This is a genomic window from Mycolicibacterium brisbanense (genome assembly GCF_001570425.1).
In the GTDB taxonomy this organism is placed as follows: Bacteria; Actinomycetota; Actinomycetes; order Mycobacteriales; family Mycobacteriaceae; genus Mycobacterium; species Mycobacterium brisbanense.
Genome location: NZ_BCSX01000011.1, coordinates 1 through 13,366, shown reverse-complemented (window position 1 = coordinate 13,366; position 13,366 = coordinate 1). Strand labels below are relative to the sequence as shown.

The following is a 13,366-nucleotide window of genomic DNA, read 5'->3' as shown; positions in this document are numbered from 1 at the left end:
CTACCGACCGCGGCGCTAGCCGGTTCGGACCACCTGAACGCAGGCGCGGGCGATGGCCAGTTCCTCGTTGGTCGGAATCACCAGCACCGTAACCCGCGAAGACTCGGCGGAGATGCGTCGCGCCTGCCGAGACGGGCTCTCGTTGAGCTCAGAGTCGAGCTCGATACCCAGTGCGGCCAGCCCGCTCAGCGCGTCGCGACGCACCGCAGCGTCGTTCTCGCCCACTCCCGCGGTGAAGCTGATGATGTCGGTGGACCCGAGTACCGCAAGGTAGGCGCCGACATATTTGCGCAACCGATGGATATAGACGTCATACGCCAATTGAGCTGGTGTATCACCATTTTCGATCAGTTGGTGTAGCTTGCGGAAGTCGTTCTCGCCGCCGAGGCCCAGCAACCCGGACCGTCGGTTGAGCATGGCGTCGATGTCCTCGATGGTCATGTCCGCCGTGCGGCACAGGTAGCCGACGATACCGGGGTCGATGTCGCCACTGCGGGTGCCCATCACGAGGCCCTCGAGCGGGGTGAGCCCCATCGAGGTGTCGACCGCGCGGCCCCCGGCAATCGCCGACGCCGAGGCACCGTTACCGAGATGCAGCACAATCTGATTCACCGAATCGTAGGGCCGCCCAATGAAATCGGCGGCCTGCCGGCTCACGTACTCGTGCGAGGTGCCGTGGAAGCCGTAGCGCCGGATGTGCCACTTCTCCGCAACCTCGTGGTTGATGGCGTAGGTGGCCGCGGCGGCAGGCAGATCGTGGAAGAACGCGGTGTCGAACACCGCGATGTGCGGGACGTCGGGCAGGATGCGCCGGGACACGTCGATACCGACCATCGCGGGCGGATTGTGCAGTGGGGCAAGCGGAGCCAGCTCTTCGAGCTTGGACATCATCGCATCGTCGATGACAGCGGGCCGGTAGAACGTCTTGCCGCCATGCACCACGCGGTGCCCGACCGCGACGAGGTCGAGATCGTCGAGGTGCAGGCCCGCTTCCGCGGACAGTTCGAATGCCAGTCGCAGCGCCGCATCGTGATCGGCGACCCGGCCCTCCCGGCGCAGCGTGCGCTCGCCAACCTTCAATGTCGCGGTCGACGAATCCTCGCCGATGCGCTCCACGATGCCGCTCGCCAGCTGCTGCCCCGAATCAGGCTGGATCAGCTGGTATTTCACCGACGACGAGCCGGAGTTGATCACCAGCACTGTGTCGGTCACTCGACTGCTCCTCGCGTGCGCGTCATGCCACCCTGCGCCTGGATCGCGGTGATCGCGACCGTGTTGACGATGTCCTCGACCAACGCACCACGCGACAGATCGTTGACGGGCTTGTTGAGACCCTGCAGTACCGGGCCGATCGCGATGGCACCCGCGGACCGCTGCACGGCCTTGTAGGTGTTGTTGCCGGTGTTGAGGTCCGGGAAGATCAGCACCGTGGCCCGGCCTGCCACCGGGGAATCCGGCATTTTGGTGATCGCGACCGATGGCTCCACGGCGGCGTCGTACTGGATGGGCCCCTCGACCAGCAGATCCGGTTCGCGTTCGCGCACCAATTCCGTTGCCGCTCTGACCTTGTCGACATCGGCGCCGGTTCCCGAGGTGCCCGTTGAGTAGGACAGCATGGCCACCCGCGGCTCGATGCCGAACTGTGCCGCGGTGCGCGCCGAAGAGATGGCGATGTCGGCCAGCTGCTCTGAAGTGGGGTCCGGCACGATCGCGCAGTCGCCGTAGGCCAACACCTTGTCTGCCAGGCACATCAGGAAGATGCTGGACACCGTCGAGATGCCTGGCGCAGTGCGGATGATCTCGAACGCCGGCCGTACGGTGTGCGCGGTGGTGTGGGCCGCGCCGGACACCATGCCGTCCACCATGTTGTTGTGCACCAGCATGGTGCCGAAATAGGAGACGTCATGGATTGTCTCGCGGGCCTGCTCGACCGTGATGCCCTTCTTGCGGCGCAGTTCGGCGTACTGTTCGGCGAACTGGTCGCACAGTTCGCTGGTGCGGGGATCGAGCACGACGGCGGCATCGATGTTCACCCCGAGTTCGGCTGCCCGGGAACGGATCTGGCTTTCCTCGCCGAGAATCGTCAGATCCGCGACACTGCGCCGCAGCAGCCGGCCCGCGGCCTTGAGGATGCGGTCGTCGGTGCCCTCGGGCAGCACGATGCGCTTGCGGTCGGAGCGGGCCCGGTCGAGCAGCTGATAGGTGAACATCTGCGGCGTGGTCACGGCCGGGATCGGGATGCTCAGTTGCGCCAGCAGATCATTGACGTCGACGTGCTTGTCCATCAGGGCCAGCGCGGTGTCGATCTTGCGCTGGCTCTTCGCGGTCACCCGACCGCGGGCACTGGCGACACGGCTCGCGGTCTCGAACGTGCCGTACTTGGTCGCTACGATCGGCAACCGCAGCCCCAGCCCCTCGACCAGGGCCGCGATCGAGGGATGCAGATCGAGGCCGCCGTTGAGCACGATGCACGACAGCGACGGGAAGCCTTCCGCGGCATGGGCACTCACAACGGCGAGCACCACGTCGGACCGGTCCCCCGGCGTCACCACCGCGACGCCCTCGGTCAGTCGCTCCAACACGTGCTCGGCAGTCATACCGGCCACGAGCACGCCCATCGCCTCGCGGGACAACAGCGCCGGGTCCCCGGCGATCATCGTGCCGTCGACGGCCACCTGCAGTTCGGCCACCGACGGCGCGACCAGCAGCGGCTCCTCGGGCAGTACGTAAGCCGGCGTCCCCAGCGGTTTGAGGGCCTCGGCCACGGCCGTCAGCTGGGCGGGATCGCAGCGGTTGGCGACCACAGCAGCGGCGTGCGCATGCTGGTGATTCAGCTCGGCCAGGCACACCTCGACGACGTGGGCCACCTCTTCGGGCGTGCGGTCGGCGGCTTTGACGGCGAGCACCACGGGAGCGCCCAGGTTCACCGCGATGCGCGCGTTCATGCTCAGCTCGCTGGGGGTTGCCACATCGGTGTAGTCGCTGCCGACGATCAGGACCGCGTCGCACCGGTCGGCGACGCGGTGGAAGCGGTCGACGATCTCGGCGACCGCCGCGTCGGGGTCCTCGTGCACCTGCTGGTAGCCGACGCCGACGCAGTCCTCGTACGGCAGACCGGCCGTGGCACCTGCCAACAGCAGTTCGAGGATGTAGTCCCGGTCCTCGCCCAGGCGCGTGATGGGCCGGAACACCCCGACGCGGGGCACGGTGGCCGCAAGCCGGTGCAAGATCCCCAGCGCAATGGTCGACTTACCGGTATCCCCCTCGGGCGAGGCTACGTAGATCGCGGTCGCGATGTTCCCATCCGGCACCGCTCCAGCATTCCCTAGATCAGGACAGTTCCGCCAGCGCGCCCTCGAACTCCGTGCAGAACCAGTCCACGTCAGCCATCGTGAACACCAGCGGCGGGCGCACCTTGAGCACGTTGCCGTCGCTGCCGCACACCGAGATGAGCACATGGCGGTCCCGCATGGCATTGACCAGATCGTGGGCCCCGGTGCGGTCGGGCGCTCGTGAGGGAGTCACCACCTCGACACCCACGTAGAGCCCGCAGCCGCGCACCTCACCGATGCGCGGATGGTCAGCGCCGATCCGGGCGATCTCGTCGCGCAGCGCGGTGCCGACGCGGGCCGCGTTGTCGATCAGATTCTCGTCCTCGATCACATCGAGCACAGCCGCCGCGGCGGCCATGGACACCGGGTTGCCGCCGAACGTGTTGAAGTACGGCACGCCCCGGGCAAAGGTCTCCAACACGTGGCTGCGCGCCGCCATCGCCGCGACCGGCAGGCCGTTGGCCATCGGTTTGCCCATGGTCACCAGATCAGGCACCACACCGTGGCGGGCGAAGCCCCACATGGCCTCACCGGTGCGGCCGAACCCGGGCTGCACCTCGTCGGCGATGAACACCCCGCCGGCCGCGCGGACCGCCTCCACCGCCGGCGCCAGCACCGTGGGATCGGGGAAGATGCCGTCGGAGGCGAAGATGGTGTCGACGATCAGGCAGCTCACGCCATGGCCCGAGTCATGCAGGTCCTTGATGGCCGCTGCGACGTCGAGGGTCTGAGCCGATACCGTCCGCACATGCGGCCCGACGACGGTCGCACCGCCCAGCGACGGTGAAATCGCCGTCACCGCTTCGGTATTGCCGTGATAAGCATCGCTGGTCACGATGACTCCCCGGGCCCCGGTGTGCATCTGGGCCACCCGCAGGGCCAGATCGTTCGCCTCGGAGCCGGTGCATGCGTACATCACCTGGTCCACGTCGTCCGGCATGGTGGCCAGCAGGCGGCGCGAGTAGTCGACGATGCCCTCGTGCACATAGCGGGTGTGGGTGTTCAGCGTCTGCATCTGGCGGGTCACCGCGTCGACGACGCGTGGGTGGCAATGCCCGACGCTGACGACGTTGTTGTAGGCATCCAGATATCGGGCCCCGTCGGCGTCGAACAGGTGACTACCCTGACCACGAACCAGATGTACCGGCCGTTCGTAGAACAGCCGGTACGCCGGTCCGAGCATCCGGATACGGTCCGCAATCAAGGATTCCGTCTCCGGATCGGTCGCCAGACCGCCGGAGTAGCTGTTGGAATCCATGATGTTGGAGAAGCCCTGCGCGTTCAGCGTTCGTGCGCCTCCTCCAGCACCGTCCGACCGAGATCGGAATATCGTTGTGGGTCCTGGAATTTCAAGAACAGGGCCAGCACCACACCGCCGATACCAACGATGCCTACAACATACGGGATCGCGGCGAATATCCAGTCAGACGCGGCCGTCCCCGCGGCGAACGACGCGTTCTTGGCCAGCAGGTAGATGACGTAGAGCATGCCGACCCCGCCCAGCAATGGGGCCAGCAACGTGGTGAACCAGTTCGCGGTCTCCGGATGTTGCTTCTGCACGTGGAAGTAGGCGATGACCGAGAACGCCGCCAGCGCCTGCACGATCATGATCGCCGTCGTCCCCAGCAACGCCATCAGGCCGTACAACCCGGTGTAGGGATCACGCCCCGTCACGTCGAAGAACACCACCACGGCGGTCGCGAAACCGGTCTGGACGAATCCGGCGATGTGCGGGGACCCGTGTGCGGGATGCGTCGCACCGATGGTCTTGCGCATGCCCGGGATGACGTTCTCCCGCCCGAGCGCGTAGAGGTAGCGGGCCGCGCAGTTGTGGAACGCCATGCCACACGCGAACGAGCCGGTCATCAACAGGATCTTGAACAGGTCGACCGCCCACTGACCGAGATGCTGCTGCACCGGGTTGAAGAAGATGTTGCCCGCGGTGGCCGAATCCTGTGCCAGCGCAACGGCATTGTCCGGCCCGGTGCCCACAATCGCCAGCCACGACACCAGCACGTAGAACACACCGATGCCGACCACCGAGCTGATCACCGCGATGGGGATGATCTTCTTGGGGTTTCGCGACTCTTCGCCGTACATCGCGCTGCTCTCGAAACCCACCCATGACCAGAACGCGAAGAACAACCCGACGCCCGCGGAACCCGCGACCGCGATCATGTTGCCGTCGGCGCCGACCACCGATCCGGACAGGCTGTGAAAACCGTTGAGCGGGTTGAGCGATCCCAATGACCACCCCTGCGGCCCGCCGCCGGTGAACACCACCGACAGTGCCATCAAGGCCAACATCACGATCTCGGTGATCAGGAACACCCCGAGCACCTTGGCCGCCAGGTTGATGTCGAAGTAGGTGAGCACGGCGTTGACCGCCAGCATCACCACCGCGAAGACGATCCACGGCACGTCGATACCGAAGAAGGATCTGAACAGGTCGTTGCCGAAGAACGAGAAGATACCGATGAGCGAAGCCTCGAACACCATGTACGCCAACGCTGTCAAGAATCCGGCACCCAAGCCGACGATGCGACCCAAGCCGTGGGAGATGTACCCGTAGAACGCGCCGGTAGCGGTGATGTGCTTGCTCATCGCGGCGTAGCCGATGGCGAACAGGGTCAGCACGATGGTCGCGACGAAGTAGCCCGCGGGCGCGTACGCACCGTTGCCGAAACCGACCGAGATCGGCACGTTGCCGACCATGGCAGTGATGGGGGCGGCGGTGGCCACCGCCATGAAAAGCACGCCGACCAGTCCCACGGCATTGGGTTTGAGGCGCTGGATATCAGCACCAACCGGTGCCGGATCGATGATCTCGCTCATTATGGGGTCCCGCCATTTGGTCTGTTTTGCTTGGTATCGCCGACAGCGCTGTGGTGCGACGCAGCACATTGTTATCGCGGCCCGATGGCCAGGTCAACTCGAAATTCGTTGTGCCCCAACTATTGTTTCGGCCATGTTTCGAACCTGGGAATCGTGAAACGGGAACGTTAACCCGCGCTTTTTGGTCTGCTGCGCCGAGCCGTTTGGTACACACTCGGGGCATGTCTGCGACATCCGGCGGTCCCGTAGCCGAGGACGTCCGTCGGCGCATCCTGTCCATGCTGGCCGTCGGCACGCTGCGGCCCGGCTCCCGACTGGGCACCGAACGCGAGATGGCGGAGAACTTTGCGGTGTCCCGGTCAACTCTGCGCAGCGCGTTGCTGCCGTTGAGCCAGGCGGGCGTATTGGAGCGACGCACCGGCCGCGCCGGCGGCACCTTCGTGCGTGCCGACGTGGTGCAGCGCAATGCCGGTGAACTCGTCGGCCTCCCGGCCCGGTTACGCAGCGGCGGCCACACCAGCGCCACGCGGGTACTGGGCACCGACTGCAGAGCGGCCACGCCCGTCGAAAGCCGTGCGCTTGAAATCTCGGACGGCACAGAGATATTCACGATCAGGCGGCTGCGTTTCGCTGACGGTGTGCCGCTGTCGGTGGACTTCGCGTGCTTTGTCGCCGCTCACATGGAGGATCTGCTGGAACAGCCCCTGGGCGGATCACTCTACGAACTGCTGCGGGTGCGCTACGGGCTGACTCCGGCCACCACCACGGAAACCATCGAGGTGGTGACCGCCAGCCCGCGTGAAGCCGAATGGCTCGACATCGCTCACCGCAAGCCGCTGTTGGCGATCACCCGGGTTACCCGGGACGACAGCGGCCGGCCGTTCGAGTACGCCTACGACCTGTTCCGGGCCGACCGCGTGCGGCTCACCGCAACGAGCCACGGCACGGTCGGCGCGGTGCGGCGCTCGGTGAACACCGCCTGAGCCTGGCACCTCGCCCTGCACCCGCACCCGGGCACCTCCCCCTGCACCGCGAGCGTGCGGGTCTGCTGGTCGACACGCCGGCATCTAGGGGCATCCCGCGCACGCTCGTGCGGTGCGAGGGTGCGCTAGATGCCGGCCAACAGCGGCGTGGCGGGCGACAGACACGCACGCTCGCGGTGCTTGCCCAGGGGCTCAGGCGCTCAGGCGAGCTTGCGCAGCCGGGGTTCCAGATCGGTCTTGAACAGCTCGAGGAAACGGCGCTGATCCGGCCGCGGGTCATGGAACACCAGGTGATTGAGACCCCAGTCGACATAGTCCTTGACCTTCGCGACGGCCTCGTCGGGATCTGAGGCCACGATCCAGCGCTTGGCGACCTGCTCGATGGGCAAGGCGTCGGCAGCCTTCTCCATCTCGATGGGATCGTCGATGGAGTGCTTCTGCTCGGCAGTCAGCGACAGCGGCGCCCAGAACCGGGTGTTCTCCAGCGCGAGCGTGGGGTCGGGATCGTAGGAGATCTTGATCTCGATCATCCGGTCGATGTCGTCGGCGTTGCGCCCGGCGGCCTGGGCGCCTTCCTTGACCGCGGGGATCAGCTTGTCCTTGTAGAGCTCTTCACCCTTGCCCGAGGTGCAGATGAACCCGTCACCGGCACGGCCGGCGTACTTGGCCACCAGAGGGCCGCCGGCAGCGATGTAGACCGGGACACCGCCCTTGGGAACGTCGTAGATCGACGCACCCTTGAGCCGGTAGTACTCACCGTCGAAGTCGACGCGGTCGCCCAGCCACAGCTCACGCATGAGCTTGACCGATTCGCGCAGTCGCGCGAAGCGCTCCTTGAACTCCGGCCATTCCCCGGCGTAGCCGGTGGCGATCTCGTTGAGCGCCTCACCGGTGCCCACGCCCAGGAAGATGCGGTCCGGGTACAGACACGCCATCGTCGCGAACGCCTGCGCGATCACCGCGGGGTTGTAGCGGAACGTCGGGGTCAGCACCGAGGTGCCCAGCACCAGCCGTTCGGTACGTTCGCCCACCGCCGTCATCCAGGCCAGTGAGAACGGCGCATGCCCGCCCTCATGGCGCCACGGCTGGAAATGATCACTGACCGTCGCACTGTCCATCCCCGACGCCTCGGCCAGCACCGCGAGCTCGACCAGTTCCCGGGGCGCGAATTGCTCCGCAGAAGCCTTATAACCAAGTTTGAGTTCAGCCACGCTTTGTTTCTACTCCAGTTCATAGACTCACGGCATGGCAGCAGCCCTGAGCGCGATCACCGAACACGTGCACATCGCCCAAACGGACCTGGTCAACTGGGCGCTGGTGACCGATGCCGACGGCGTGATGCTGATCGATGCCGGATATCCGGGCCAGCGCGACGCCGTGCTGGATTCGGTGCGGCAGCTGGGCTTCGGAGTCGACGACATCCGGGCGATCCTGCTGACGCACGCTCACGTCGACCACTTCGGGTCGGCCATCTGGTTCGCGAAAACCCATGGGACACCGGTGTTCTGCCACGCCGACGAGGTCGGCCACACCAAACGCGAATACCTCGAGCAGGCCTCCCCGGCAGACGTCGTCAAACATGTCTGGCAGCCGCGCTGGCTCAAATGGACCGCGGCCCTCATCGCCAACGGCGGGCTGGACCACTCGGGCATACCCACCGCGGCGGCGTTGACGCCCGATGTCGCGTCCGGGCTGCCCGGCGCACCGGTGGCGGTCCCCACGCCGGGGCACACGGGCGGCCACTGCTCGTACATCGTCGACGGGGTCCTGGTCGGCGGAGATGCCCTGGTGACCGGGCACCCGCTGATACCGCGCCCGGGGCCGCAGTTGCTGCCCGCCCTGTTCAACCACGACGAGGCAGGCTGTCTGCGCAGCCTGGAAACGCTGGGGCGACTCGACACCGATGTGCTGGTGCCGGGACACGGCCCGGTATGGCGCGGCCCCATCGCCGAGGCGGTCCGGGAGGCGATCGCCCGGCACGGCTAGGCGACGCCCGTCAGTGGATCACCTTGTAGCCCAGCAGGAAAAGCCCGGTGAGGCACAATCCGCAGGCCAGCACGATGGCGGGCATCAGGATGATCTGGTCGAGTTCGTCGGGGTCCAGTTCCTCGTCGTCGTACACCGGACCGAACAGCACCCGAGCCGTCCTGGTCTGCCGAAACCTGTGCATGCGGCGGCGCATACCCGACGAGTCGGTGCGCCGGCCGATGAAGATCCGCAGCCCTATGCCAAGCGCGAACAGCGCCGCTGCCCCCGCGAGCAGCAGCGTCCCCACCAGTACCTGCGAACTCGGCACAACTCCCGAGCTTATAGCCCCCAGCGCTCGGCGATCAGCCGATGCGACCGCAACCGGTCCTCGTGCCGATGGGTCACCGACGTGATCACCAGCTCGTCGGCACCGCTCAGCCGCTGCAGCGCCGCCAACCTGTGAGCCACCTGATCGGGATCGCCGACGAATTGTGTTGCGGTGCGATCGCGCACCAGCTCCTGCTGCTCGGCGGTGAGCGGAGCGGCATCATCGGGATCCGGGTAGGGCGCCGCGCCACCGCCGGCGCGGATCGAATGGACCCAGTGCCCATAGGTCTTCGCGAGGTGGCGGGCGGTGGCCTCGTCTTCGGCGACCACGACGTCGGCCGACACCACGACGTACGGCTCGGCGAGCCGGTCCGACGGCGTGAATCCGTTGCGGTACACCTCGATCGCCTCCAGCGCGGTCGCCGGGGTGATGTGGTAGCTGGCGACGAACGGCAGGCCTCTGGCCGCCGCCACCCGGGCGCTCTGGCCCTTGCTGCTGCCGAAGACCCACGGCGTCAACCCCGTGCCTGCACCCGGAACCGCCGTCCCGACCGGGTGTCTGCCGTCTATCAGCGCCAGGATGTCGTCGACCTGGTCGGCGAAATCCGGGGCAACCGCCCCGGGCTGCTGCAGCACAGCCGCCTGCGCCTGCAGTCGCGGATTACGAAGCAGCGCAACGATATCGAACGGAGGCGGGATCACGACGCCATCGGTCTCGTGCCACTCGCGAGGGGTTCTCGGCGCGCCGGACACGGCGTTGGCGGCCTCGGCGCGCTTCTGCCCCGACCGGCCAACCCCGAGGTCGATCCGGCCCGGGTGAAACGCTGCCAGCGTCCCGAAACTCTCCGCCACGGCGACCGCGGTGGTGTGGCCGAGTTGCACCGCCGCGGTGCCGACGCGGATCTTCTCGGTGGCGGCCGCGATCTGTCCGACCAATACGGCGGGTGACGAGCTGGCCACCGCCACGAAATGATGCTCGGCCACCCAGTAGCGCTTGTAACCCCACTGTTCGGCGTGGCGGGCCAGGTCGACGGTGTTGCGTAGCGCGGTGGCGGCGTCGCTGCCCGCGCTGATCGGTGCGAGATCCAAGATGGACAGCGGAATGGTCATCGCAGTGCCTTCTCGAAGGCGATCGGGAAGACCGTGTCGTCCCCTTCGGCGGGTAAGGGCTCGGCCAGTCTGATGTACCCGGCCGACGTGTACAGCGCCTCCGCTTCGGGCTGACGATGCCCCGTCGTCAGATACACGCGGCGGTAGCCGCGCCGGGCGATCTCGGCTTCCAGTTCGGCCAGCAGTACTTTCGCGTAGCCGCGCTTGCGGTGGTCACTGGCGGTCCAGATGCGTTTGAGCTCCGCGGTGTCGTCGTCGTACCGCTGGAACGCGCCACCGGTGACGGGTTGGCCGTCGAGCAGACCGACGAACAGACCGCCGTGGGGTGGCGCGAAGTCGGCGGCGGGATGCGCGCGCAGCCACTCCATCACGCGTTCGGCGGTGCCGCCATACCGGCCGGAGTACTCGAGCGCCAGTTCTGCCAGCAGCGGCTCGGCCAGCGGATCGTCTTGGCCGACCGCCACGAACTGCACCAGCCCCGACATGACCTCCGTTTGTATACCCACGGGACGTTCAACGCAGCCCGATCCACGCTATGCCCCGCAAAAGTCATCGTGATTTGAAGTCCGCCCAGCTCACAGCCGAACCGCTGCCCAGCAGTGCGTCCCGCGGCCGGCACGGCCACCCGCGGGACGCAGTGCGGCAGCGGTTTACCTGTTGGGCCGGTTCAGGCCTTCGGTTTTGATCTGCTCCTTGCGGACCTGCTCGGTGATCCGCTTGTCCTCGGTGACCTCGTCGACGCGCATGCGCACACGCTCGACGGGCACGGAATGCTTGTCGACCACAACGCGGTCCTCGTGCAGGGTGACCTGTTGCTCGGCCTCGCCGATGTCGGAATCGCGAACTGTCGATGCGTCGGTGATAGGCTCGCGCTCGACGCGCACCTCCTCGTGCGTCACCGGCACGTCGACCGTCTTTTGTTCGGTGAAAACATATTTCACCAACCGAACGGTGCCTGCCTCGGCCTTTTCCGTGCCGACGTCGAGCCGCTCTTCAGAGCGGATCATCGCGCCGCCGGTGCCGTTGGCCTCAGGAGTGTCTGTGGCGGACGGCCGCATGTCGGCACGCCGGCCGTGATCGCGCAGATGCGGATCCTGGAGTCCCGCTGGGGCAGTTGCGGCAGGAGCGGCCGGGGCCGGGCCGGCGAGCTCGTGCTTACCGCTGGACTGCGGTGGTTGCCCGCCCTGCAGGTGGTAATGGCGTGCCAGTTCGGACTCCTGTTGCGGGTCGATGTGGTCCCCGACGCTGAAGTGCGGGGCGTCCTTCACCCGCTCCTTGTCGACTGCGACCGTTACCGAGTCTCCGTCCTGCTTGGCTCCTGCCATCGGCACGAGCGACTCCGATGTTCCGAGGAAGCCGGTGTTCACCGCCACCCACTTCGGCTGCTGCGTGCGGGCATCGATGAACAATTCCTTGATCTTGCCGATCTTGTTTCCGGCCGGGTCGTAAGCCGTTGCTCCGACGTAACGGTCTAACACGTTCGACATGTCGTTCCTCCCTGTTAGGTCGTGCTGAATATGATCCGCAAGCCGTTAACTGCGCTCACACGATGCTGATAGCCACACAGCAGGGTTTCCCAAACCTCGGCACTTCTGAATATTGCTGTGTAAATTCACAACATTTGCCAGGGTTTACGAAGGCGTATGGAAATTGCTCCCTGGCCACGACGCTGATCCCGGAGAAGACAGCCCGGAAGACGCGGCCGCATGTTCGCCGCATTGCCGTTGACGTCATCAACAGCAGTCACGATGGCTGCGGGATGCGTCGCCGTCACCAGCGCAGGACGGTCTTCCCTCCAAAACTTGACACGTGTAAAGTTTGCCGCCATGGACAACATCAGGGGCAAGACCATCGCGATCACCGGAGCCGCCCGCGGTATTGGGTATGCGACCGCGAAGGCCCTGCTGGCCCACGGCGCCCGCGTCGTGATCGGCGACCGGGACGTCGCTCTGCAGGAATCGGCGGTCGTCGAGCTGACCAAACTGGGCCCGGTATCGGGCTACCCCCTCGACGTCACCGACCGGGAATCCTTCGCGACCTTCCTCGACAAGGCCCGCACCGACGGCGGCGGCCACATCGATGTGCTCATCAACAATGCGGGTGTCATGCCGATCGGCCCATTCCTGGAGCAGACCGAGCAGTCGATCCGGTCGTCCATCGAGGTCAACGTGTACGGCGTGCTCACTGGCTGCCAGCTCGCGCTGCCGGAGATGGTCAAGCGCCGCAGCGGCCACGTCATCAACATCGCCTCGCTGTCGGGGCTGATTCCGCTGCCCGGCCAGGTGGTGTACGTCGGCGCCAAGTACGCCGTCGTCGGGCTGTCCACGGCACTGGCCGACGAGATGGCCCCGCACGGCGTCAACGTGTCGGTGGTGATGCCGCCGTTCACCAACACCGACCTCATCTCCGGCACAAAATCCAGCGGGCCCATCAAACCGGTCGAGCCCGAAGATATCGCCGCGGCGATCATCAAGACACTCAACAAGCCCAAGACGCACGTTTCGGTGCCGCCGCCGCTGCGTTTCACCGCCCAGGCCGCCCAGCTGCTGCCGCCGCGCGGCCGCCGCTGGCTCAACAAGGCACTGGGCCTCGACACCGTGTTCCTGGAGTACGACGCCGCCAAACGCAAGAGCTACGAGGATCGCGCGCAGGCCGCCCAGGGTGTCATCGAGAGCTGAAGTTCCTCCGCCGAACAGACAGTGAGGTACCCGCACGGCGGGTGGTTTCTAGGGGTCGTCGCAATGCTGCTGGTTATTGGGTTTGTAGTAGATCACGTAGTCGTTCGGCTGGGGTGTTCCAGTCGAGGGTTTT

12 protein-coding genes are annotated in these 13,366 nt (G+C 66.3%); 3 read left to right on the top strand and 9 right to left on the bottom strand.

Annotated features, from left to right (window positions below; genetic code table 11):
• Positions 1 to 15 precede the first annotated feature (15 nt).
• Genes RMCB_RS04285 through RMCB_RS04270 form a run of 4 tightly spaced genes read right to left on the bottom strand, consistent with a single transcriptional unit; the run spans position 16 to position 6,167 of the window.
• Positions 16 to 1,212: an acetate kinase gene (locus RMCB_RS04285; RefSeq protein WP_062827786.1), complete on the bottom strand. Its 1,197-nt coding sequence runs from the start codon at positions 1,210 to 1,212 to the stop codon at positions 16 to 18.
• Entirely contained in the window at positions 1,209 to 3,311 is a 2,103-nt protein-coding gene (gene pta / locus RMCB_RS04280) for a phosphate acetyltransferase (RefSeq protein WP_062827785.1), read from the bottom strand. Before pta ends, RMCB_RS04285 begins: the two co-directional genes overlap by 4 nt.
• 19 nt (positions 3,312 to 3,330) lie before the next feature.
• Positions 3,331 to 4,590 (bottom strand): aspartate aminotransferase family protein, encoded by a 1,260-nt coding sequence (locus tag RMCB_RS04275; protein WP_062827784.1) that lies wholly within the window; start codon positions 4,588 to 4,590, stop codon positions 3,331 to 3,333.
• Positions 4,591 to 4,613: 23 nt separating this feature from the next.
• Positions 4,614 to 6,167 (bottom strand): APC family permease, encoded by a 1,554-nt coding sequence (locus RMCB_RS04270; protein WP_062827783.1) that lies wholly within the window; start codon positions 6,165 to 6,167, stop codon positions 4,614 to 4,616.
• A 221-nt stretch (positions 6,168 to 6,388) separates the two neighbouring features.
• On the opposite strand from RMCB_RS04270, the gene RMCB_RS04265 reads away from it, so the two are divergent.
• Complete coding sequence (locus tag RMCB_RS04265; RefSeq protein WP_062827782.1) at positions 6,389 to 7,150, top strand: GntR family transcriptional regulator; 762 nt, start codon at positions 6,389 to 6,391, stop codon at positions 7,148 to 7,150.
• Positions 7,151 to 7,350: 200 nt separating this feature from the next.
• Here RMCB_RS04265 and fgd read toward each other — a convergent pair whose 3' ends face one another.
• On the bottom strand, positions 7,351 to 8,361 hold the full coding sequence (fgd, locus tag RMCB_RS04260) for a glucose-6-phosphate dehydrogenase (coenzyme-F420) (protein WP_062827781.1): 1,011 nt from the start codon (positions 8,359 to 8,361) through the stop codon (positions 7,351 to 7,353).
• A gap of 34 nt (positions 8,362 to 8,395) precedes the next feature.
• Here fgd and RMCB_RS04255 point away from each other — a divergent pair, with 34 nt between their 5' ends.
• Positions 8,396 to 9,136, top strand: coding sequence for an MBL fold metallo-hydrolase (locus RMCB_RS04255; RefSeq protein WP_062827780.1), 741 nt, complete (start codon positions 8,396 to 8,398; stop codon positions 9,134 to 9,136).
• Between the two features lie 10 nt (positions 9,137 to 9,146).
• Here the strand turns inward: RMCB_RS04255 and RMCB_RS04250 are convergent, their stop codons facing one another.
• From RMCB_RS04250 to RMCB_RS04235, 4 genes are all read right to left on the bottom strand, one after another.
• On the bottom strand, positions 9,147 to 9,446 hold the full coding sequence (locus tag RMCB_RS04250; protein ID WP_029370445.1) for a hypothetical protein: 300 nt from the start codon (positions 9,444 to 9,446) through the stop codon (positions 9,147 to 9,149).
• 11 nt (positions 9,447 to 9,457) lie between these two features.
• Entirely contained in the window at positions 9,458 to 10,555 is a 1,098-nt protein-coding gene (locus RMCB_RS04245; protein ID WP_062827779.1) for an LLM class flavin-dependent oxidoreductase, read from the bottom strand.
• On the bottom strand, positions 10,552 to 11,040 hold the full coding sequence (locus tag RMCB_RS04240; RefSeq protein WP_062827778.1) for a GNAT family N-acetyltransferase: 489 nt from the start codon (positions 11,038 to 11,040) through the stop codon (positions 10,552 to 10,554). Before RMCB_RS04240 ends, RMCB_RS04245 begins: the two co-directional genes overlap by 4 nt.
• Positions 11,041 to 11,205: 165 nt before the next feature.
• Entirely contained in the window at positions 11,206 to 12,042 is an 837-nt protein-coding gene (locus RMCB_RS04235; RefSeq protein WP_062827777.1) for a PRC and DUF2382 domain-containing protein, read from the bottom strand.
• A 339-nt stretch (positions 12,043 to 12,381) separates the two neighbouring features.
• Here RMCB_RS04235 and RMCB_RS04230 point away from each other — a divergent pair, with 339 nt between their 5' ends.
• Positions 12,382 to 13,233: an SDR family oxidoreductase gene (locus RMCB_RS04230; protein ID WP_062827776.1), complete on the top strand. Its 852-nt coding sequence runs from the start codon at positions 12,382 to 12,384 to the stop codon at positions 13,231 to 13,233.
• Positions 13,234 to 13,366 lie beyond the last annotated feature (133 nt).

Excerpts from the sequence above, each read along its gene's own strand:
- RMCB_RS04275 (WP_062827784.1), bottom strand. The coding sequence starts at position 4,590 with ATGGATTCCAACAGCTACTCCGGCGGTCTGGCGACCGATCCGGAGACG.
- RMCB_RS04270 (WP_062827783.1), bottom strand. The coding sequence starts at position 6,167 with ATGAGCGAGATCATCGATCCGGCACCGGTTGGTGCTGATATCCAGCGC.
- RMCB_RS04265 (WP_062827782.1), top strand. The coding sequence starts at position 6,389 with ATGTCTGCGACATCCGGCGGTCCCGTAGCCGAGGACGTCCGTCGGCGC.
- RMCB_RS04255 (WP_062827780.1), top strand. The coding sequence starts at position 8,396 with ATGGCAGCAGCCCTGAGCGCGATCACCGAACACGTGCACATCGCCCAA.
- RMCB_RS04245 (WP_062827779.1), bottom strand. The coding sequence starts at position 10,555 with ATGACCATTCCGCTGTCCATCTTGGATCTCGCACCGATCAGCGCGGGC.
- RMCB_RS04240 (WP_062827778.1), bottom strand. The coding sequence starts at position 11,040 with ATGTCGGGGCTGGTGCAGTTCGTGGCGGTCGGCCAAGACGATCCGCTG.
- RMCB_RS04235 (WP_062827777.1), bottom strand. The coding sequence starts at position 12,042 with ATGTCGAACGTGTTAGACCGTTACGTCGGAGCAACGGCTTACGACCCG.
- RMCB_RS04230 (WP_062827776.1), top strand. The coding sequence starts at position 12,382 with ATGGACAACATCAGGGGCAAGACCATCGCGATCACCGGAGCCGCCCGC.